Source organism: Sphingobium sp. TomMM7A (assembly GCF_055397305.1).
The window spans coordinates 421,890-442,928 of record NZ_AP027311.1; the positions used below are offsets into that span (position 1 = coordinate 421,890).

Consider the following 21,039-nt stretch of genomic DNA (forward strand, 5'->3'; position numbering starts at 1 on the left):
GCTAAGGGGGGCACCGCTTGCGGGCAATCCCAAGCGGCAGTCGATATATTTAGGTTTCGCAAAATCCTGACTGATGCGAAGCCTGCTGCGGTAACGAAGAGGCAATCCAACTGATGCCTAAAGTCAAAGTTGACGGCGTAGAACTGGACGTCCCCGCTGGGGCGACTGTTCTTCAGGCTTGCGAGATGGCGGGGAAGGAAATTCCGCGCTTCTGCTATCATGAGCGCCTTAGCATCGCGGGCAATTGCCGCATGTGCCTGGTCGAGGTGAAGCCCGGGCCGCCCAAGCCGCAGGCCAGCTGCGCGCTACCCGCTGCCGAAAATCAGGAAATCTTCACCCAGACCGAAATGGTGAAGAAGGCGCGGGAAGGGGTTATGGAGTTCCTCCTCATCAACCATCCGCTCGATTGCCCGATCTGCGACCAGGGAGGCGAGTGCGACCTTCAGGATCAGTCGGTCGCCTATGGCCGTGGCGGCAGCCGCTTTGATGAAAACAAGCGCGCGGTCACCGAGAAATATATGGGTCCGATCGTCAAGACGGTCATGACCCGCTGCATCCAGTGCACCCGCTGCGTGCGCTTTGCCGAGGAAGTCGCCGGGGTGCCGGAAATCGGCGCCATTTATCGCGGCGAGAATATGCAGATCACCACCTATCTCGAGCATGCCGCCAAGAGCGAGCTGTCGGGCAATGTGGTCGATCTCTGCCCGGTGGGCGCGCTGACGTCGAAGCCCTATGCGTTCGAGGCGCGGCCATGGGAGCTGCGCAAGACCCCAGCGATCGACGTGATGGATGCGGTCGGCACCAACATCCGCCTCGATAGCCGGGGCCGTCAGGTGCTGCGCGCCGTACCGCGTATCAACGATGACGTTAACGAGGAGTGGGCGAGCGACAAGACCCGGCACAATGTCGATGGTCTGGTGCGCAAGCGGCTCGACAAGCCCTTCGTCCGCAAGGATGGCAAGCTGGTTCCGGCGACCTGGAATGAGGCTTTCGCTGCGATCGCGGCGGTTCAGCATGGCGGCTCGGTTGCGGCGCTGGCCGGAGACCTGCTCGATTGCGAAACCATGTTCGCGGGCAAGGTACTGGTCGAGAAGCTGGGCGGTTCGATGCTCGAAGGGCGTCAGTCGGGGCTCGCTTATGATGTGTCGAGCCTGTCGGCGGTGAACTTCAACACGACGCTAAACGGTATCGAAACAGCGGACGTGATCCTGCTGGTCGGCACTAACCTGCGCTGGGAAGCGCCGCTGGTGAACACCCGCATTCGCAAGGCGATCAAGAGGGGGGCGAAGGTGTTTGCGCTCGGCCCGCAGGTGGATCTTACCTATAAGGTCGAGTGGCTGGGCAATGACGCGTCGTTGCTGGCAAAGCTGCCTGAAGCGGTAACGCAAGCGTTCGGCAAGGCGGCGCGCCCGGCGATGATCGTGGGCGGCGGCGTGCTGGCGAAGGACGGCGCGCATGGCGACACGCTGGCGCTGGTCGAGATGCTGGGTCTGATCAAGGACGGTTGGAACGGCTATAATATCCTGCACTTCGCGGCGGCGCGGATGGGCGGGCTGATGCTCGGCTATGCGACGCAGGGCGGGATCAAGGCTGTGGCTGCGGCCAAGCCGAAGCTGCTCTTCTCGCTGGGTGCGGACGAGGTCGATTATTCGGCCTTTGACGACAGCTTCAAGGTCTATGTCGGCCACCATGGCGACAAGGGTGCGCATGCGGCGGACGTGATCCTGCCGGGCGCGAGCTATGCCGAGAAGGCGGGCACCTACGTCAATCTGGAAGGTCGGGTGCAGCGCGGCGAAAAGGCCGTGTTCGCACCGGGCGATGCCCGCGAGGACTGGTCGATCCTGCGCGCGCTGTCCGAGGTGCTGGGTGCTACGCTGCCATTCGACAGCTTCGATGCGCTGCGGGCGGAGATGGCCAAGGCGGTTCCGGCGCTGAGCGTCGAAGGCCTCGCCGATTATGGTTGGTCTGTACCGTCGCTGCCGACCGGGGCCAGCGGTGAGTTCGGTTCGCCGATCAAGGATTTCTATCTGACCAACGCTATCTGCCGCGCTAGTCCGACGATGCAGCAATGCTCGGCCGAGCTGATCCACGGTGAGAGCTTCGCGGAGGCCGCAGAGTGACCGCTTTCTTCCAAAATTGGGGGCTTCCCTTTAACGGCGCGTGGCTGCTGTCCACGGTCATCGGCATTTTGGTGATTGCCCTGCCGCTGATGCTGGCGGTGGCGATGATCATCTATGCCGACCGCAAGATCTGGGCGGCGATGGCGCTGCGCCGGGGGCCGAACGTTGTAGGTCCTTTCGGCTTGCTCCAGTCCTTTGCGGACGGGGCGAAGGTATTCCTGCAGGAAACCATCATTCCTTCGGCCGCCAACCGTGCGCTGTTCCTGATCGCGCCGATCATTACTTTCACGGTGGCCTTGATTGCCTGGGCGGTGATCCCGTTCCAGGCGGGCGTGGTGCTGGCCAACATCAATGTCGGTCTGCTCTATATTCTCGCGATCAGTTCGCTGGGCGTCTATGGCATCGTGCTCGCGGGCTGGGCGTCAAACTCCAAATATCCCTTCTACTCCGCGATCCGCGCGAGCGCGCAGATGATCAGCTATGAAGTATCGATCGGCTTCATCCTGGTTTGCGTCGTGCTGTGGGCGGGCAGCTTTAACCTTACGACCATCGTGGAAAGCCAGCGCGGCTATTATGGCTTCATCAACGGTCATGCGTTCAATCCGCTGCTGTTCCCGATGGCGATCATGTTCCTGATATCGGCGATGGCGGAAACGGGCCGTGCCCCGTTCGACCTGACCGAAGCGGAAAGCGAGCTGGTCGCCGGTTATCAGACCGAATATTCGTCCATGTCGTTCGCGCTCTATTGGCTTGGCGAATATGCCAACGTGCTGTTGATGTGCGCGCTGAACGCAATCCTGTTCTGGGGCGGGTATCTGCCGCCGATCGATTGGGCGCCGCTTTACTATGTGCCCGGGATCATCTGGCTGTTCGCCAAGATCCTGTTCTTCTTCTTCGTCTTCTCCTGGGTGAAGGCGACGGTGCCCCGTTATCGCTATGATCAGCTGATGCGGTTGGGCTGGAAAGTGTTCCTGCCAACGTCGCTCTTCTTTGTGTTCCTGGTATCGGGCTTCCTGATGTTTACGCGCTACGGAGGCGCTCAATGAGCCTCGGCTATTATGTCAAATCCTTCACGCTCTGGGAGTTTGTGAAGGCGCACGCCCTGACCTTGAAATATTTCTTCAAGCCCAAGGCGACGATCAACTACCCCTATGAGAAGAACCCGATTTCGCCGCGGTTCCGGGGGGAGCATGCGCTGCGCCGTTATCCTAATGGCGAAGAGCGCTGCATCGCGTGCAAGCTGTGCGAGGCCGTGTGTCCGGCGCAGGCGATCACGATCGAGGCGCAGCCGCGTGACGATGGCAGCCGTCGCACGACGCGCTACGACATTGACATGACGAAGTGCATCTATTGCGGCTTCTGTCAGGAAGCCTGCCCGGTAGATGCAATCGTAGAAGGTCCGAACTTCGAGTTTTCAACGGAAACTCGCGAGGAGCTCATCTACGACAAGGCGAAGCTTCTTGAAAATGGCGACAAATGGGAACGCGCACTCGCCGCGAACCTTGCCGCCGATGCACCCTATCGTTAAGCCGCGACCCGATCGAAGAGGATATATGATCCTGTGATTCACGTGCTTGCCTTTTACCTGTTCGCCACTTTGGTGGTGTGCAGCGGCGCGCTGACGATCCTGTCGCGCAATCCGGTTCATTCGGTGCTGTGGCTGATCCTCGCGTTCTTCAACGCGGCGGGCCTGATGGTGCTGCTGGGTGCCGAGTTCATCGCGATGCTCCTCATCATCGTCTATGTGGGAGCGGTCGCCGTGCTGTTCCTGTTCGTCGTCATGATGCTCGACATCGACTTTGCGGAATTGCGGGCGGGGTTCGTCGATTATCTGCCCTTTGGCATGCTGGTCGCGCTGGTGCTGCTGGCTGAGATTGTGTTGGGTATTGGCATCTGGAGCGCGGGGCCGATTGAGCTGGCGCAGCGCGCGGCACCGGTGAACCCTGAGGTTTCCAATATCCAGGCGATCGGGACGCTGCTCTACACGCGCTATATCTTCCTGTTCGAAGCGGCGGGCATCGTCCTGCTGGTGGCGATGATCGGCGCGATCGTGCTGACCCATCGTGCACGCGGCGGCGTAAAGGGCCAGAATATTGCCCGTCAGAACCGCCGCCGTCCGCAGGATGCCGTGCGCAACGTCAATCAGCCCGTGGGGCAGGGGGTGGAGTTGTGATCGGCCTTCAGCATTATATGGTGGTCAGCGCGATCCTGTTCGTGATGGGGGTGCTGGGCATCTTCATCAACCGTAAGAATGTCATCATCATCCTGATGGCGATCGAGCTGATCCTGCTGAGCGTGAACATCAACCTTGTCGCCTTCAGCGCCTTCCTGGGTGATCTGGTGGGGCAGGTGTTCAGCATGTTCGTGCTGACTGTCGCGGCGGGTGAGGCGGCCATCGGCCTTGCCATCCTCGTCATCTATTTCCGTGGTCGCGGCACCATTGCCGTCGATGATGTCAACCGGATGAAGGGCTAAAGCTCGATGATCCAGCTTATCGTCCTTCTCCCGCTCATCGCGGCTGTCATCGCGGGCCTTGGCAACAAGGCGCTGGGCAAGCTGCCTGCGAAGATCATCACTACCGGCGCGCTGTTCGTTTCCTGCGCGCTTAGCTGGCCGATCTTCATTGCCTTCCTGACCGGGCATGCGGAACCTTATGTGGCGCCCGCCTTCACCTGGATTCAGTCGGGCAGTTTTGATGCTCAATGGGCGCTGCGCGTTGACGCGATGACGGCGGTCATGCTGGTGGTGATCACCAGCGTGTCGAGCCTCGTCCACCTCTATAGCTGGGGCTATATGGAGGAGGAGCCGGATCAGCCGCGCTTCTTCGCCTATTTGTCGCTCTTCACCTTCGCGATGCTGATGCTCGTGACGGCCAACAACCTGCTCCAGATGTTTTTTGGCTGGGAAGGCGTCGGCCTTGCCTCCTATCTGCTGATCGGCTTCTGGTTCCGTAAACCGAGCGCGAACGCTGCCGCGATCAAGGCATTCGTCGTCAACCGCGTCGGCGACCTTGGCTTCATGCTGGGCATTTTCGGCACCTATCTGGTGTTCAACACCATATCGATCCCGGAAATCCTCGCCGCCGCGCCGTCCATGGCCGGTTCGACGATCGGATTCCTCGGCCATCGTTTCGACACGATGACGGTGCTCTGCCTGCTTCTGTTCGTAGGTGCGATGGGCAAGTCGGCGCAGCTTGGCCTCCACACCTGGTTGCCAGACGCAATGGAAGGTCCGACGCCTGTGTCGGCGCTGATCCATGCCGCTACCATGGTGACCGCAGGCGTGTTCATGGTGTGTCGCCTGTCGCCGATGTTCGAAACCTCGCCGACGGCGCTGGGCTTCGTCACCTTCATCGGCGCGGCGACCTGTTTGTTCGCGGCGACGGTCGGCACGGTACAGAATGACATCAAGCGCGTGATCGCCTATTCGACCTGCTCGCAGCTGGGCTACATGTTCTTTGCGGCGGGTGTTGGCGCTTATGGCGCGGCGATGTTCCACCTGTTCACGCACGCCTTCTTCAAGGCGCTGCTGTTCCTGGGCGCGGGCTCGGTCATCCATGCGATGCACCATGAACAGGACATGCGTTACTATGGCGCGTTGCGGAAGGAGATCCCGATCACCTTCTGGACGATGACGCTGGGAACGCTGGCGATCACGGGCGTGGGCATTCCGTTGCTAGGCTATGGTTTTGCGGGCTTCTATTCGAAGGACGCGATTCTGGAATCGGCCTTCGCGGCGGGCGGCAATGGCGTGGGCGCGTTCCTTGTCGGCACCTTCGCGGCGCTGCTGACCAGCTTCTACAGCTGGCGTCTGGTGTTCCTGACCTTCTTCGGCAAGCCGCGCTGGGCCGCTTCGGAGCATATCCAGCATGCGGTGCATGGCCACCATGAATCGCCGGACGAAGAGACAACCCATGACGATCATGGCCATCATGGGCCGGAGTTGACCGGCACGGCGGGCTATCATCCGCATGAAAGCCCTTGGGTCATGCTGCTGCCGCTGGTGCTGTTGAGCCTGGGCGCGGTGTTCGCGGGCTTCATCTTCCATGACCAGTTCATCGGGGCTGAAGGCGGCGTCGAGTTCTGGAAGGGGGCGCTGGCGTTCGACAGTCACCTGATGCATGCGAGCCATGAGGTGCCCAACTGGGTCAAGTTCGCGCCGTTCACGGTGATGCTGACCGGCTTCGTCATCGCGTGGCTCAGCTACATCAAGAATACCGACTGGCCGCGCCGTTTCGTGGCGGAGTTCGGGGTTCTGTACCAGTTCCTGCTGAACAAATGGTATTTTGACGAGCTGTACCATTTCTTGTTCGTCAAGCCTGCCTTTGCCATCGGCCGCTTCTTCTGGAAGTTCGGTGACGTCGGCTTCATCGACCGCTTCGGGCCGAATGGGCTCGCCGCGTTGGTCGTGCAGGGTAATAAAGTCACCCGTCGGCTTCAGTCCGGCTACCTCTACACATACGCGCTGGTGATGCTGATCGGCCTCGCCGCGGCCGCAACCTGGGCGATGACACGATAATGGACGGCTTCCCCATCCTTTCCCTGATGATGGCAGTGCCGATGGCGGGGGCCATCGCCTGTCTCTATGCGGGTGCGAACCAGGCGCGTTGGATCGCGTTGTTGGCGACGCTGGTCGATCTGGCGCTCGGCGTCCTGCTCTGGGCGAATTTCGACCAGTCGGGCGGCGCGGCGCAGTGGCAGTTCCAGGAATATGCGCCGATTTTCGGCCGCTTCGCCTGGGCGCTAGGAATCGACGGCATCGCGCTGGTGCTGATCATGCTGACCGTGTTTCTGATGCCGATCTGCATCGGGGCGAGCTGGCAGGCGATCGAAAAGCGCGTCGGCGAATATATGGCGGCCTTCCTGTTCATGGAGGTGCTGATGATCGGCGTCTTCACGGCGCAGGACCTGTACCTCTTCTACGTAATGTTTGAAGCTGGCCTGATCCCGATGTATCTGATCATCGGCATCTGGGGCGGCGCGGATCGCATCTACGCCAGCTACAAATTCTTCCTCTACACGCTGCTCGGATCGGTGCTGATGCTGATCGCGATGATGTGGATGGTCCACGACGCGGGCACCACCGACATCCCGACGTTGATGGCCTATAATTTCGATCCGCATGTGCAGGTCTGGCTGTTCCTGGCCTTCTTTGCGAGCTTTGCTGTCAAGATGCCGATGTGGCCGGTCCACACCTGGCTGCCTGACGCACACGTTCAGGCGCCGACGGCCGGTTCGGTCATTCTGGCGGGCGTGCTGCTGAAGATGGGCGGCTACGGCTTCATCCGCTTCTCGCTGCCCATGTTCCCGGAAGCTTCGGCGCAGCTGGCGTGGCTGGTGTGGGGCCTGTCGATGGTGGCGGTGGTTTACACCAGCCTCGTCGCGCTGGTGCAGACCGACATGAAGAAGCTGATCGCCTATTCCTCGGTTGCGCATATGGCGATCGTGACGGTCGGCCTGTTCGCCTTCAACCAAGCGGGCATCGAAGGCGCGATGATGGTGATGCTGGGCCATGGCCTGGTGTCTGGCGCGCTGTTCCTGTGCGTCGGCGTCATCTATGACCGTCTGCATACCCGCGAGATTTCGCGCTATGGCGGCCTTAGCATCAACATGCCGAAATATGCGGTGCTGTTCCTGCTGTTCACCATGGCGTCGGTCGGCCTGCCGGGTACGAGCAACTTCGTGGGTGAGTTCCTGGCGCTGATGGGCATCTATCAGGCTTCGAGCTGGGTCGCGTTGGTTTGCACGACGGGCATCATCCTGGGCGCGGCCTATATGCTCTATCTCTACCGCCGCATTGCCTATGGCGAGCAGAAGAATGCCGACGCTGCGGCGATGCCGGATCTGTCGATGCGGGAAATGTGGCTGCTGGCGCCGATCGCTGCTGCCGTCCTGTGGATGGGTATCTATCCGGAGAGTTTCCTGGCGCCGATGCGGTCTGACATTCGGGCGCTGGAAGCCCGTATTGCCTCTGCGGCTCCGGTGGGCGATTCTAGGATCAAGATGGGTCCGGCTGTCCCACCGGCGGCGGCTCATCAGGGCGAAGACCATAGTGCAATGTCCCATGAAAAAGCGTCGGGGGAGGCGCACTGATGATTGATTCCGCTTCCCTTCTTGCCGTTCTGCCAGAGCTTGTCCTTACGGCGGGTGGGCTGGTCCTCTTGCTGATCGCCGCTTTTGGCGGTGACGGGACGGCGCGCGTCGTCAACTGGCTGTCGGTGCTGACGCTGCTCGTCGCCGGTTTGGTGCTGCCGGTTTCCCTGGCGCATGGGCCACTCGCCTTTGACGGGCTGGTGCGTGCCGATGCGTTTTCGGTTTTCGCCAAGGCACTTATTTATGGTTCGGCCGGTGCCGCAATCTTGTTGGCGCCGCGCTACTTCCTCGTCGATGGCGCGTTGCGGCCGGAATATCCCGTCCTGATTCTGTTCAGCAGCATTGGCATGGGCATGATGGTGTCGGCCGGTGATTTGCTGACCCTTTATGTCGGATTGGAGATGCAGAGCCTGGCCGCCTATGTGCTGGCGAGCTTCATGCGTCAGGATGAGCGGTCCTCTGAGGCTGGCCTTAAATATTTTGTGCTCGGGTCGCTGGCGAGTGGCATCCTGCTCTATGGCACGGCGCTGCTTTATGGCTTTACCGGCAGCACGAGCTTTGATGGCATCGCCGTCGCGTTGGGCGATGGCGTCAGTAAGGGCGAGCTGTTCGGCATGGTGTTCCTGCTGGCTGGTCTTGCCTTCAAGATGAGCGCGGTGCCGTTCCATATGTGGACGCCCGACGTTTATGAAGGTGCGCCGACGCCGGTTACGACCTTCTTCGGCAGCGCGCCCAAGGTGGCTGCTATGGCGCTGACGGTACGTGTTGCGATAGAGGCGCTTGGTCCTGCCGGCCTCGACTGGCAGCAGATCGTGATCTTCGTGGCGCTGGCTTCGATTATCTTCGGCGCGGTGGCGGCCATCGGCCAGACCAACATCAAGCGTCTGATGGCCTATTCGTCGATCAACAATGTCGGCTTCGCGCTGATCGGCCTTGCCGCGGCGACGCCTGCGGGCGTGGCGGCGACGATGAGCTATATGGCGATCTATGTCGTGATGACGATCGGCGGCTTTGCCTGTATCTTGCAGATGCGGGATGCCGAAGGACGTCCGGTGGAAAGCATCGCGAGCCTTGCGGGTCTGTCGCAGTCGCGTAAGGGCTTGGCTGCTGCGCTGGCGATCTTCATGTTCTCCATGGCGGGTATCCCGCCGCTGTTCGGCTTCTGGGCGAAGTTCCTGGTATTCGATGCGGCGGTGGCTGCGGGGCTGACCGCGCTGGCCGCATTCGGCATCGCGGCTTCGGTGATAGGTGCATTCTATTATCTCAAGATCATCAAGACGATGTATTTCGATGAGCCTGCCGCAGCTTACGAAGCGCGGGGCGGGGCGGTCGAAAATATCATCCTGACTGCCTGCGCGGCTGTGATCGTGGTCGGATATCTGTTGAACCCCGTGCTGGACAAGGCAAGCGCAGCAGCGGCGGCGTCGCTATTCTGAGCGATATTCGCTTCGTCGAAGAGACTGGCTCCACCAACGCCGACATGCTGGCGTTGGCGGAGCAGGGCGTGGCCGAAGGGACGTGGCTGCGCGCGGGACGACAAGTGGGTGGTCGAGGCCGCATGGGCCGGACTTGGGAAAGTCCTGCGGGCAATCTCTATTGTTCCACGCTGGTTCGGCTGAGAGCGGGGGATCCGCCTGCCCATCTGCTGGCTCTGGTCGCAGCGAACGCGGTGCATGCGCTGGTTGCACCATTGTGCGAGGGGCAAGCGCGGATCAAATGGCCCAATGACGTTCTGGTCGATGGCGCGAAGATCGCGGGTATTCTGCTCGAACGTGCGGGAGATGCCATCGTCGTGGGGATCGGCATCAATGTGGAGGGCCACCCGGTTGGGCTGGACCGGCCTGTTACCAGTCTGGCGGCGCAGGGGGCCGAGGATGCAGAAGCTGGCCCGCTTCTGGAGAGATTGGCGGAATTATTCGAACATTGGCTGGCCATCTGGCGCGCGCAAGGGCTGGAGCCGGTGCGGGCGCATTGGTTGCTGAACGCGCATCCCAGCGGCACGGCGATGCGGGTCGTTCAGCCTGACGGCGAGACCGTCGAGGGCAGTTTCGATACGCTTGATCAGCAAGGGATGCTGATCCTCCGCTTGGCGAATGGCGATACCCGTGCCATTCATGCGGGCGACATCCTTCTCATCTGATATCCGGGGACGGGCCATGCTTCTCGCGATCGACGCGGGCAATACCAATGTGGTTTTCGCACTGCTTGACGGGCGGGAAATTCGCGCGCGTTGGCGGATCGCGACCGACCCGCGACGGACGGCGGATGAATATGCCGTGTGGCTGAACCAGTTGCTGATGCTGGAAGGCTATGCCCTTGCGGATGTCGATGCGGTCATCATCGCCACCGTTGTTCCACGCGCGCTGCATAATCTTCAGGTGCTGGCGGAGAAATATTTCAAGACGGCCGCGCTGGTCGCGGGGCAGGCGCCGGTCGAATGGGGCATTGAACTGGACGTGGCGGAGCCCGCTTCCGTGGGAGCCGACCGGGTTGTAAACGTCATCGCCGCCCATCATTTGTACGAAGGCGATTTGATCGTCATCGATTTTGGAACCGCGACTACCTTCGACGTCATCGATTATCAGGGGACTTACAAGGGCGGCATCATTGTGCCGGGGATCAACCTGTCGCTCGATGCATTGGTCGCGGCCGCTGCCAAGCTTCCGAAAATTGCCATCGCGCCACCGGAGAACCGATCGGTTATCGGTCGTACGACGGAAGCGCAGATGCATATCGGCGTTTTCTGGGGCTATGTCGCGATGATGGAGGGGCTGGTTGCCCGAACGCGGGCGGAGATTGGCCGCCCGGCCAAAGTGATTTCAACAGGGGGCCTGGCTGTCCTGTTTGATGAGAATAGTGAAATTTTCGATGCGATCGCGCCGGACCTGACCATTTTGGGTCTCGCGCTGTTGCACGAACGGAGTTTGAAGAACTGATGATACCTAAAGACGAGCTGCTCTTCCTGGCCCTTGGCGGGTCGGGAGAGATTGGCATGAACGTCAATCTATATGGTTGCCAGGGCAAGTGGGTGATGGTCGATCTTGGCCTGACCTTCGCCGACCCGGCTTATCCCGGCGTTGATCTGGTGCTGCCCGATCTGTCCTTCATCGAGGAGCGGCGCGACGACCTGCTCGGCATCGTGCTCACCCATGGGCATGAAGATCATATCGGGGCCATCCCCTATCTGGCAGCTGACCTTGGCGTGCCGCTTTATGCGACGCCCTTCACGGCGGGCCTTATCAGGCTGAAGCTGGAGGAAGAGGGGCTGACCAAAGAGGTCAAGCTGAATGTCATCGACAATGAAGGCAGCTTTGCACTGGGGCCGTTCGGGTTCCGCTATGTGCCGCTGGCGCATTCGATCCCCGAGGGCAATGCCGTGCTGATCGACACGCCTTATGGACGTGTTTTCCACACGGGCGATTGGAAGATCGATGAGAAGCCATTGCTGGGCCAGCCTTCGACCCCCGAGGAGCTGACCGCGATCGGTGATGAGGGGGTGCTGGCGCTTGTTTGCGACAGTACGAATGTGTTCAATTCCGAGGCGAGCGGCTCCGAAGCTGATGTGCGCGAAGGGCTGATGCAGACGATCACCGGCGCGAAGGGGCGGGTGCTGGTTACTACTTTCGCTTCCAATGCGGCGCGTTTGCAGACGCTCGGCGAAGTGGCGAATGCAGTCGGACGCAAGCTGTGCGTGGCCGGGCGATCGCTGGACCGGATCATCTCGACCGCTAAGGCAGCAGGATATCTCAAGGATTTCCCGCCGACGGTCGATTGGGATGACGCGATGGCGCTCCCCCGCAACGAGGTGATGATCATCGCCACGGGCGGGCAGGGTGAAGCGCGTGCGGCCTTGTCTCGCGTTGCTTTCGACAGTCATCCGATCAAGCTGGACACCGGGGACTTGGTGGTTTTCTCGTCCAAGCAGATACCGGGTAATGAGATCGCGATTGGGCGTATTCAAAATGCTTTGGCGACCAAGGGCGTGCTGATGGTGACGGATCGCCAAGCTGAGGTCCATGTTTCGGGCCACCCGGGGCGACCCGAACTTGAAGCCATGTATCGCTGGGTCCGGCCGCAGATTTTGCTGCCCGTCCATGGCGAGCGGCGGCACATGGCGGAGCAGGCGCGGCTTGGTCTGACAAGTGGCGTCCCCAGCGCCATCGTGCAGTCCAATGGTGATATGTTGAGGCTGGCGCCCAATGGTCCCGAGATCATCGGGCATGAGGCCACGGGGCGGCTCGTTCTGGATGGCGATGTGATCCTGCCTGCGGACGGTTCCACGATGAACGAGCGCCGCAAGGTCGCGCTGCATGGGCAGATCAGCGTGGCGGTGGCGCTGGACCGTAAGGGCAAGCTGATGGGTGAGCCCGCGTTGCGTACCCAAGGCGTGCCGGTGGAAGAGGATAAGACAGCGTTCTTGGCGGAGGCGGCTGACGAGGCGGCGCAGGCTGTGTCGAAGGGGCCGCTAGAGGAAGAGGCGTTGCGCGAGCGGGTACGGCTGGCGGTGCGGCGGACGGCCACGCGCTGGACAGGTAAGAAGCCGGTGGTGGACGTCCTGCTCATTCGCGCCTAAGGCTCCGCATCATGAACTGGTACGCAATCCTGGCTATTTATGTGCTGTTCTGGGTGATCAGCGCGTTCATCGTTCTGCCTTTCGGCATCCGGACGCCCGACGAAACGGGTGAGGTGATGCTGAAAGGACAGGCTGACAGCGCGCCCAGCAACTTCCGGCCAGGTGTCGTTGCGTTACGTGCGACGGTCCTGTCGGCGCTATTGTTCGGGCTATATTATGCCAATTATGTCGAGGGCTGGGTCACGCTGGAGCGGCTGACGTATCCTTCGTGATGGCCGTAAGATAGCGTTGGTGCAGAGACCGTCGCGAGCTTTGGCAAGCGCAGTCCGAACGGATGAGTTGTCCGGACAGCTCACTTGATGCTCTGGTGGCGGTAGCTGACCGGTTCAGTGCAGGCCGACCGCCGGTATAGCGCTGTCCATCGACAACATCATGATGATCAGCTCCGACCGGGATTTGATGCCGAGCTTCTGAAAGATGCTGTGCAGGTGCACCTTGACCGTTCCTTCGGTCAGGCCGCACCGCGCGGCGATTTCGCGATTGCGGAGGCCGGCCCGGATAAGTCCGGCGATCTCCATTTCCCTGTCGGTCAGGCTGGAAAGCGCGTTGTTGTCGTTGGGCGGGGCCGAGATGCTGTGCACAAGGGCCTGTTCCATCACGGCGGGCGCAATGCTTTTGTTGCCGCCCAGAACCTGCGTGATGCAGGAGAGCAGTTCATTGGGATCGCTGTCCTTCAACACCACGCCATCCACGCCGAGCTTAATCGCCTCCAGCGTCTGATCAGGGCGGATGTGGACGGTCATGAAGATCACGGGAACATTGCTACCGCTGTCGCGGATGGCAGACAGGATCGCGAGGCCGCCACCGTCCTTCATGCTCACATCCAGGACCAGCAGGTCCGGCTGATCATCCTGAAGGCGGGAGATGGCTTCACTGACAGAACGCGCGCAGAAGACGACGTCATGCCCGTGCGAACTCAGAAACTGCGCCATGCCATCCAGGAAGATGGGGTGGTCGTCGACTATCGCAATCTGAGCCATCATATTGGGGACCTCGGCAAGGATGAAGGTAATCTAATCGAAATTAATGAATTCATGCTTAAGTTGTGGAAATAGGCGGTCCCGCCGATCTTGCCCAACCGTTTCATGATGGACTGCGATTGCAGTTCGAAGTCGCCAGTATAGCTTTGCTGCTCGATCCCCCGGTCGCCCGGATTGTCCTTGAGCGCGATCATTATCTCATCATCGGCCTGAGCAAGTGAGACGGTAATATGCTGGGCGGCGGCGTGCTTTACGGCGTTGGCGGTAGCCTCCCGGAGCAGGAACTCCACTTCCGCTGCCGTTTCAGATGTGACCATCATGGGATGGTCTACCGGGTTCAGCCGACACTCAATTCCCCATTGCAGGGCAATGAAGCGGCAGCAGCTTTCGACATCGCGGACCAGATCGACATCGTCCGGGCTGTTCCCGGTCACATTGAGCAGGCGGCGCAGATGAGCCTGTTCGGCGGTGACGAGTTCTTCCATCGCATGGAGTTCGGCCAGGTGATGCGGGGCATCGATAGCGGCAAGCCCATGTTGCGCGGTCACAAGGCGAACGCGAAGGGCGGCAAGGGTCTGAAGAACGCTGTCGTGCAGATCGCGGCTGAGCGCGAGCCGTGCTTCGGCAAAGGTTCGATCGCGCCAGGCGAGCAGGAAAAAATGCCTTTCCAGGAAGAGTTCCAGCCCCTCCTGGATGCGGAGCGCGCGGAGCAGGGCGGCAGGGGACCAGCCATGGCGCGTGCCGACGAAAATGCGGCCGCGCAGCTCACCGGCCTGCACCTGAAAGCTCAAACCCTGCCCTGCGCCCAGCAGGTCGGATATCGCTTCGGTCAGGTGAGAAGCCTTTTCATTGCGCGTGATGCCGAGGCGGTTGCGCAGCAACAGGCGGCTTGATTGACCGGAATAGAGAAAGGGCGCTTCCGGCGGTGCGATGCCCAGCAATGCTTCGACCTGGGGCTGCGGCAGGCTGATGGCATGGACGCCGTCGCCATTGATAAGCTCGCAGTTGATGGGGCCATCGTCCATCTGCCAGACGAGAGCGCAATAGCGGGCCGCCATCAGTTCCGATATCTGCTCCACCACGAAGCGCGGAAGAGATTTTTGGAAAGACAGCCCGACGGCCTGCAATCGTTCCGACCAATCGATCAGCCGCCTTTCCAGGATCGACATGCTGAGCATCGCCGCAGCGATCGTGCAGCCGATGATCACCGTGATCCCATCGATCGCTCGATCCACCTCCGCCACATGCCGTTCGGCAGCCCAGCTTTCGTAGGAACCCCGCGCCAGGAAAGCGAGAACGAGGCAAAGAGCAAGGACGATTATCGAGCCACGGCCGAAACGCTCCGACGCCGACCAGGCAACGAAGAACAGGCAGGCGAGGGCTGCCATCTGCAAAGGCTGGCATAGGGCGATCACCGTCAGGAAGATGATCGCATCGAGGACCAGTGACAGGGGCCGGAGCAGCAAGCCAAGCGGTGGCGCCAGCATATGCTGCACAATGCCGAACAGCGTCCAGAGCCAGACACCGCCGTGCAAAACTGTGATGGTGCGCGCGAAGTCAGGTTCGTTGTTGAACATCGCGCCGATCTGCCACGCAGCGGCAACGGCAAAGGCGACGCGGGATACGGCAAAACCCAGCGTCGGCGATCGACCCAACCAGAGCACCAGGCGGTCCATCGCGGAAGATGACGCCTTGGGCATATTCAACATGGTGGCTTGTCCCCCGACTCCCACATGGATGTTTCACCACAGGCAGGCAACAGAAACAACCTATATCGAGCCGGCATCTGGTGCGTCCCCAGCAGTGGCGCGCAGGGTTCTGCACGGTTAAGGATGACGCATGGCCGTGCTGATCACTCATGCCCTGGTTTGCGGGGTCCGTTCCCATGGTGAACATGGAGCCATTGCGCGTCTTCTAACGCCAGACCATGGGTTGTTGGCGGGCTATGTGAGGGGAGGCCGATCCCGCGCCTTGCGCCCGGTGCTGCTGCCCGGAAATAGCGTAAAGGCGGAGTTCCGTGCCCGCACCGAAGAGCAGCTTGCCGGGCTGACCGTCGAAATGGAGCATAGCCGCGCGCCTTTGCTATCCGAGCCCTTGCCTGCCGCCGCGATCGATTGGGTCTGCGCGCTAACGGCGGCTGCTCTACCGGAAGGGACGCCATATCCGACGCTCTATCAGGCTTTGGATGGCGTGCTGGGCGCGATCGACGCGGCGCCCGCCGCGCGGGGATGGGCGGCGGCTCTGGTGCGCTACGAATTGTTGTTGTTGGCAGAACTGGGCTTTGGCCTCGATTTCGGCCGATGCGCAGCGACAGGTGGTGCCGAAGATCTGGCCTTTGTAAGCCCGCGCAGCGCGGCGGCGGTCAGCAGGGCGGGCGCTGCGGGATATGAGAGCCGGTTGCTGCCGCTGCCGCCTTTTCTGCTGGAGGGAGGCAGCGGCGACTGGCCCGGCATATTGGACGGATTACGGCTGACCGGCTTTTTTCTGGAACGATCGGTGCTGACCGATTGGAGGGCCGACACGCTGGCCGCGCGCGAAAGGCTGGTCGACAGGTTGAAAAGAGCGGTTGCGTGAGGCGCGGCGGCTTCATAAGGGGCGGCCACGACATTGAAGGAGTTTTCGCGCCATGTTGATCGCCCTGTTCCCCGGAGATGGTATCGGCCCAGAGATCATTGCGCAGGCACGGCGCGTGCTCGACGCCTTGGCGATTGATGGCCTGACCTATGAGGAAGGGCTGGTTGGCGGCGCTGCTTACAAGGCCGTGGGCCACCCGTTGCCGCCCGAGACGCTGGATATCGCACGCCGCGCGGACGCCATCCTGTTTGGCGCGGTCGGCGATCCCGATTGCGACTCGCTGGAGCGGCATTTGCGGCCTGAGCAGGCGATCCTTGGCCTGCGCAAGGCGCTGGGGCTGTTTTCGAATCTGCGTCCCGCGAAGGTCTTTCCGGAACTGGCGGACGCGTCTGCCCTGAAGAAGGAGGTGGCGAGCGCCATCGACCTGCTGATCGTGCGTGAAACCAATGGCGACGTCTATTTTGGCGAAAAGGGCATGCGCAAGACGGCCGAAGGGCTGCGCGAGGGCTATGACATCATGTCCTATAATGAAGAGCAGGTGCGCAAGATCGCGCATCAGGGCTTCCAGGCGGCGCGCGCGCGCGGAGGCAAGCTCTGCTCCGTGGACAAGGCCAATGTTCTGGAAACAAGCCAGCTGTGGCGTGACGTGATGATCGAGGTTTCGGCCGAATATCCCGACGTTGCCCTGTCTCACATGTATGTCGATAATGCCGCGATGCAGCTGGTGCGCGATCCGGGCCAATTCGATGTGATCGTTACGGGCAACATGTTCGGCGATATCCTGTCGGATCAGGCGAGCATGTGCGTCGGATCGATCGGCATGCTGGCATCAGCGACCCTCAACGACAGCAAGCAGGGCCTGTACGAGCCGATCCATGGGTCCGCTCCCGACATCGCCGGGCAGGGCAAGGCCAATCCGCTGGCAACGGTCCTGTCGGCGGGGATGATGCTGCGCTACTCGCTGGGCATGCCGGAACAGGCTGACCGGATCGAGGCTGCGGTTGCCAAGGCGCTTGCCAATGGCGCGCGCAGCCCCGACCTTGGCGGAAGCATGACTACGGTCGAGATGGGCGACGCGGTGCTGGCGGCTCTGAAGTAAGGAAGAAGCGATGAAGCGCAGGAGCGGGCAGGACCCGGCGATCACCAAGAATTGGCGACCCGCTACGCTTGCGGTGCGGGGCGGCAGCGCGCGCAGCGAATGGGGCGAAACGTCCGAAGCGCTATTTCTGACCAGCGGCTATTGCTACGATCGCGCCGAAGACGCTGCGGCGCGCTTCGCGGGCGAGCAGCAGGGCATGACCTACAGCCGCCTGCAAAACCCGACGGTCGAGATGCTGGAAAAGCGCATCGCGCTGCTGGAAGGCGCCGAAGCGTGCCGTGCGACCGCCACTGGAATGGCGGCGATGACGGCGGCACTGCTGTGTCAGTTGTCGGCGGGCGACCATGTGGTTGCTGGCAAGGCGCTGTTCGGGTCATGCCGCTGGCTGACGGACACGCTGCTGCCCAAGTTCGGGATCGAGACGACCACCGTCGATGCAACGGACAATGCTGCCTGGGAAGCGGCTGTGCGGCCCAACACGAAGGTGTTCTTCTTCGAGACGCCCGCCAACCCCACGATGGATGTCGTGGACCTGGAGGCGGTGTGCGGCATCGCGAAGAAGCATGGGATCACGAGCGTCGTCGACAATGCCTTTGCGACGCCAGCGCTTCAGCGGCCGATGGAATTCGGGGCGGATGTGGTCGCCTATAGCGCGACCAAGATGATGGACGGGCAGGGCCGTGTCCTGGCCGGTGCGATCTGTGGCACCGAGGATTTCATCATCAACACACTGCTGCCGTTCCACCGCAACACCGGACCGACGCTGAGCGCGTTCAACGCTTGGGTGGTGCTGAAGGGGTTGGAGACGCTGGACCTGCGCATCCGCCGCCAGAGCGAGAACGCTCTTAAGGTAGCGAAGTTTCTGGAGGGCCGGGTGGCGAAGGTCCTTTATCCGGGGCTGGAAAGCCATCCGCAATATGCTCTGGCGGCAAAGCAGATGGAGATGGCAGGACCTATCTTCTCGCTCTATGTCGGTGGCGGACGGAAAGAGGCCCATGGCCTGCTTAACGGGCTGGAGCTGGTCGATATCAGCAATAATATCGGGGACTCCCGGTCGCTGATGACCCATCCCGCTTCGACGACGCATTTCGGCATGGCCGAAGAGGCGCGGCTGGAAGTGGGCATCACCGAGGACATGCTGCGGCTGAATGTCGGCCTTGAAGATGCGGATGATGTGATCGAGGATCTTGATCGCGCTCTGAAGTCGATAGGCCGTTGACGAAAGCAGGGGGAAAGGCGCATTTCTTTTAACGTGAACGCGCTCTTTCCCTTTCATGCGACCACACGTGATATCAACGTGCATGTTGCCGTTACGTTCCTGCCGGAACAGTCAGAGCCTGACCGGGGGCGCTGGTTTTGGGCCTACCATATCCGTATCGAAAATAGCGGGGATCAGCCCGTGCAATTGCTGACGCGCCATTGGGTGATCACCGACGGGCGTGGCGTACAGCATCGGGTGGATGGCGATGGCGTCGTGGGCGAGCAGCCGGTGGTGCAACCGGGGAAAAGCTATGACTATGTTTCGGGTTGCCCCCTCAACACGCCGACAGGATCGATGCGCGGGCATTATCATATGATCGGCGCCAGCGGGGAGACGTTCGACATCGCTATCCCTCATTTCGCGCTCGTAGCTCCGGCGATTGCCGAATGAAGCGTACGCATTTGCCGTTGAACGGTCTGCGCGTGCTGGATGCGGCTGCGCGGCATTTGTCATTCACCCGGGCGGCCGATGAACTGGCGGTGACCCCGGCAGCCGTTGGCCAGCAGATCCGGGCGCTGGAGGATTTGCTGGGCGTTGTCCTGTTCCGCCGGACGCCCAAAGGTCTGGAACTGACCCCGGAAACCGAAGCGGGCCTCGAAGCCTTGCGCGCGGGCTTTTTGGAGTTTGAAGAAGCCGTGCGAGCGATGCAGGCGGGACAATCCAGTTCTTCGCTGACCATCGCAGCTCCGCGAGACGTCACGGCAAAATGGCTGCAACCGCGCCTCGCCAGCTATGTGGCGAACCAGCCCGACCTCAGATTCGCGTTGGTAGCGGCGGACGAGACGCTGGATTTCACGGAGGCTAATCTGGACCTCGCATTGCGGCTGGCCGACGGGCCAGGCGAACATGAAGGGGTGAAGCTGGGCGAGGCGAGTTTCGTTACGGTCGAAGCGGCTGGGGGAAGTCCGGCGCATCGCGTCGATTGGCCGGGCTGTCCCACGGCAAGCGAACCGGCGGCGATCCGGGTTGCTGACGCCGGGCTCGCCATCGAAGCCGCGATCAACGGCTTTGGACGAGCAACCGTGCCGCTGCTGCTCGCACAGGCCGATATCGAGGCGGGTAGGGTGCGGCAAGTGGGGGAGCCGGAGGCGTCTACGCTGGCCTATTGGTTGATCGCGCCGCTGCCTCAATGGCGGCAGAAGAAGGTGAAGGCGCTGATCGAGGCGCTTCTCTCCTGAACCGAGGCTTTCGCTTCCGGCCTTTAGCTGGGGCGAGGCCGTCGTGCGCATCGAGGAGTAGGCGGATGACCTTTCGCGGCTTCAACCATAGCGGGCGAGCATGTGCGCTGCTGCTGCTTTGCCTGGCGCCTCCCGCATGGGGGCAAGCACCCTATGTTGCCGATGTTACCGAGGCGCGAGAGAAGCAATGGCGATCATTGGTGGCGGAAGCGCAGGCCGCTTACACAGGCGGGCGACTGTCTGAAGGCACAGAACCCGCGCGCAAGGCGCTGGCGCTGGCTGATGAACTGTTCGGTGCTGATGATCCGCGCACGCTGATTTCCGCAAATGATCTGGCTCTGTTGCTGGAGGGGATGGGCAGTCATCGCGAGGCTGAACAATTGCTCCGCCGAGTATTCGACAGCTATTTGCGCACGCGGGGCGAAGATGACCCCAATTGCCAGATGGCGCTGGAAAACCTGATCGATTTCTATCTGGCGCGCAAACGGACGGACGCAGCTGGGCCGTTGGTGGGCTATGCATTGAATCTCTTTCGCCGGACAACAGGCACCGCCAGCGAGCGCACGCAGCGCATGGAAAAAATAGCGGCGCAAATGCCCAAGCCCGATCCAGTTATTCCGGTGAACTGACGATCGCGTTTCCGCCTCCATTCGCCGACTATATCGATGATTATAGTCCTTAGGGTGAATTGCTAAACCATCCGCCGCTGCTATCCCCACTCCACCATCGGACGGCGGCGTTCATTTCCCCCAATATCTGGTCAGTGCGTGCATTGGCGTGAGTTGGGGGACTGGGCGCTGGCACCGGACATAATTCCGTTGGGTCGCAAAAATGAGCGGGCGGCTGGCCGAAGGGCTGGCCGTCCGCTTATTGTTTCCGAGACATTCCTGGCCCCCAGGATACCCGAAAGTAGCTCTATAGCTTCAGCGATGCGTTCCGAGTCGTTGCCGGACAGCACTCCGATCATTAGCCTGCATTAAGTGCAGGGTATAAGACCAACGATATACTGCATGTGAAATGCATATATCTATCGTAATAGAGCATGGGTTATTTTTCGGCCGCTATCGTATTTAAATGGTTAACAAAAGTTGATTTTAGGTGA

At 61.2% G+C, this 21,039-nt stretch carries 20 protein-coding genes; 18 read left to right on the forward strand and 2 right to left on the reverse strand.

Annotated elements, in window-relative coordinates; translation table 11 throughout:
- Positions 1-113: 113 nt before the first annotated feature.
- The 12 genes from nuoG to ACZ5ZH_RS02375 are packed head-to-tail and all read left to right on the forward strand — an operon-like array spanning position 114 to position 13,057.
- Positions 114-2,120: an NADH-quinone oxidoreductase subunit NuoG gene (gene nuoG / locus ACZ5ZH_RS02320; protein WP_464772044.1), complete on the forward strand. Its 2,007-nt coding sequence runs from the start codon at positions 114-116 to the stop codon at positions 2,118-2,120.
- Positions 2,117-3,166, forward strand: a complete 1,050-nt coding sequence (gene nuoH, locus ACZ5ZH_RS02325) for an NADH-quinone oxidoreductase subunit NuoH (RefSeq protein ID WP_464772045.1) — start codon at positions 2,117-2,119, stop codon at positions 3,164-3,166. Before nuoG ends, nuoH begins: the two co-directional genes overlap by 4 nt.
- Positions 3,163-3,648: an NADH-quinone oxidoreductase subunit NuoI gene (nuoI, locus tag ACZ5ZH_RS02330; RefSeq protein WP_097091199.1), complete on the forward strand. Its 486-nt coding sequence runs from the start codon at positions 3,163-3,165 to the stop codon at positions 3,646-3,648. Before nuoH ends, nuoI begins: the two co-directional genes overlap by 4 nt.
- Before the next feature lie 33 nt (positions 3,649-3,681).
- Positions 3,682-4,293 (forward strand): NADH-quinone oxidoreductase subunit J, encoded by a 612-nt coding sequence (locus ACZ5ZH_RS02335; protein WP_464772046.1) that lies wholly within the window; start codon positions 3,682-3,684, stop codon positions 4,291-4,293.
- Positions 4,294-4,310: 17 nt separating this feature from the next.
- Complete coding sequence (gene nuoK, locus ACZ5ZH_RS02340) at positions 4,311-4,595, forward strand: NADH-quinone oxidoreductase subunit NuoK (protein WP_019053664.1); 285 nt, start codon at positions 4,311-4,313, stop codon at positions 4,593-4,595.
- A 6-nt stretch (positions 4,596-4,601) separates the two neighbouring features.
- Positions 4,602-6,638, forward strand: coding sequence for an NADH-quinone oxidoreductase subunit L (nuoL, locus tag ACZ5ZH_RS02345; protein WP_464772047.1), 2,037 nt, complete (start codon positions 4,602-4,604; stop codon positions 6,636-6,638).
- The gene (locus tag ACZ5ZH_RS02350) at positions 6,638-8,212 is read left to right on the forward strand and encodes an NADH-quinone oxidoreductase subunit M (RefSeq protein ID WP_449471562.1); all 1,575 of its coding nucleotides are present in this window, start codon (positions 6,638-6,640) and stop codon (positions 8,210-8,212) included. Before nuoL ends, ACZ5ZH_RS02350 begins: the two co-directional genes overlap by 1 nt.
- Positions 8,212-9,648, forward strand: coding sequence for an NADH-quinone oxidoreductase subunit NuoN (gene nuoN / locus ACZ5ZH_RS02355; RefSeq protein ID WP_464772048.1), 1,437 nt, complete (start codon positions 8,212-8,214; stop codon positions 9,646-9,648). Before ACZ5ZH_RS02350 ends, nuoN begins: the two co-directional genes overlap by 1 nt.
- A gap of 44 nt (positions 9,649-9,692) precedes the next feature.
- On the forward strand, positions 9,693-10,352 hold the full coding sequence (locus tag ACZ5ZH_RS02360) for a biotin--[acetyl-CoA-carboxylase] ligase (RefSeq protein WP_464772049.1): 660 nt from the start codon (positions 9,693-9,695) through the stop codon (positions 10,350-10,352).
- Positions 10,353-10,368: 16 nt separating this feature from the next.
- Positions 10,369-11,148: a type III pantothenate kinase gene (locus tag ACZ5ZH_RS02365; RefSeq protein WP_464772050.1), complete on the forward strand. Its 780-nt coding sequence runs from the start codon at positions 10,369-10,371 to the stop codon at positions 11,146-11,148.
- Positions 11,148-12,785, forward strand: coding sequence for a ribonuclease J (locus ACZ5ZH_RS02370; protein WP_460987704.1), 1,638 nt, complete (start codon positions 11,148-11,150; stop codon positions 12,783-12,785). The genes ACZ5ZH_RS02365 and ACZ5ZH_RS02370 overlap by 1 nt, the downstream gene beginning before the upstream one ends.
- A gap of 11 nt (positions 12,786-12,796) precedes the next feature.
- Positions 12,797-13,057 carry a DUF1467 family protein gene (locus tag ACZ5ZH_RS02375; RefSeq protein WP_460987705.1) on the forward strand — a complete coding sequence of 87 codons (261 nt, stop codon included), beginning with the start codon at positions 12,797-12,799 and terminating at the stop codon, positions 13,055-13,057.
- 114 nt (positions 13,058-13,171) lie between these two features.
- Here ACZ5ZH_RS02375 and ACZ5ZH_RS02380 read toward each other — a convergent pair whose 3' ends face one another.
- Together ACZ5ZH_RS02380 and ACZ5ZH_RS02385 are read right to left on the reverse strand one after the other, a co-directional pair.
- Positions 13,172-13,828, reverse strand: a complete 657-nt coding sequence (locus ACZ5ZH_RS02380) for a response regulator (protein WP_449471570.1) — start codon at positions 13,826-13,828, stop codon at positions 13,172-13,174.
- Entirely contained in the window at positions 13,825-15,501 is a 1,677-nt protein-coding gene (locus tag ACZ5ZH_RS02385; protein ID WP_464775202.1) for a sensor histidine kinase, read from the reverse strand. The genes ACZ5ZH_RS02380 and ACZ5ZH_RS02385 overlap by 4 nt, the downstream gene beginning before the upstream one ends.
- A 163-nt stretch (positions 15,502-15,664) precedes the next feature.
- Between ACZ5ZH_RS02385 and recO the strand changes: the two genes are divergently transcribed.
- From recO to ACZ5ZH_RS02415, 6 genes are all read left to right on the forward strand, one after another.
- Positions 15,665-16,399: a DNA repair protein RecO gene (gene recO, locus ACZ5ZH_RS02390; protein ID WP_464772052.1), complete on the forward strand. Its 735-nt coding sequence runs from the start codon at positions 15,665-15,667 to the stop codon at positions 16,397-16,399.
- 52 nt (positions 16,400-16,451) lie between these two features.
- Entirely contained in the window at positions 16,452-17,498 is a 1,047-nt protein-coding gene (gene leuB, locus ACZ5ZH_RS02395; protein ID WP_464772053.1) for a 3-isopropylmalate dehydrogenase, read from the forward strand.
- A 10-nt stretch (positions 17,499-17,508) separates the two neighbouring features.
- On the forward strand, positions 17,509-18,717 hold the full coding sequence (gene metZ, locus ACZ5ZH_RS02400; RefSeq protein ID WP_464772054.1) for an O-succinylhomoserine sulfhydrylase: 1,209 nt from the start codon (positions 17,509-17,511) through the stop codon (positions 18,715-18,717).
- A gap of 33 nt (positions 18,718-18,750) precedes the next feature.
- The gene (gene apaG, locus ACZ5ZH_RS02405; protein WP_449471576.1) at positions 18,751-19,149 is read left to right on the forward strand and encodes a Co2+/Mg2+ efflux protein ApaG; all 399 of its coding nucleotides are present in this window, start codon (positions 18,751-18,753) and stop codon (positions 19,147-19,149) included.
- Positions 19,146-19,937, forward strand: coding sequence for a LysR family transcriptional regulator (locus tag ACZ5ZH_RS02410; RefSeq protein WP_464772055.1), 792 nt, complete (start codon positions 19,146-19,148; stop codon positions 19,935-19,937). The genes apaG and ACZ5ZH_RS02410 overlap by 4 nt, the downstream gene beginning before the upstream one ends.
- A gap of 65 nt (positions 19,938-20,002) precedes the next feature.
- A complete protein-coding gene (locus tag ACZ5ZH_RS02415) occupies positions 20,003-20,566 on the forward strand; it encodes a tetratricopeptide repeat protein (RefSeq protein WP_464772056.1) in 564 nt (187 codons plus the stop codon).
- Positions 20,567-21,039 lie beyond the last annotated feature (473 nt).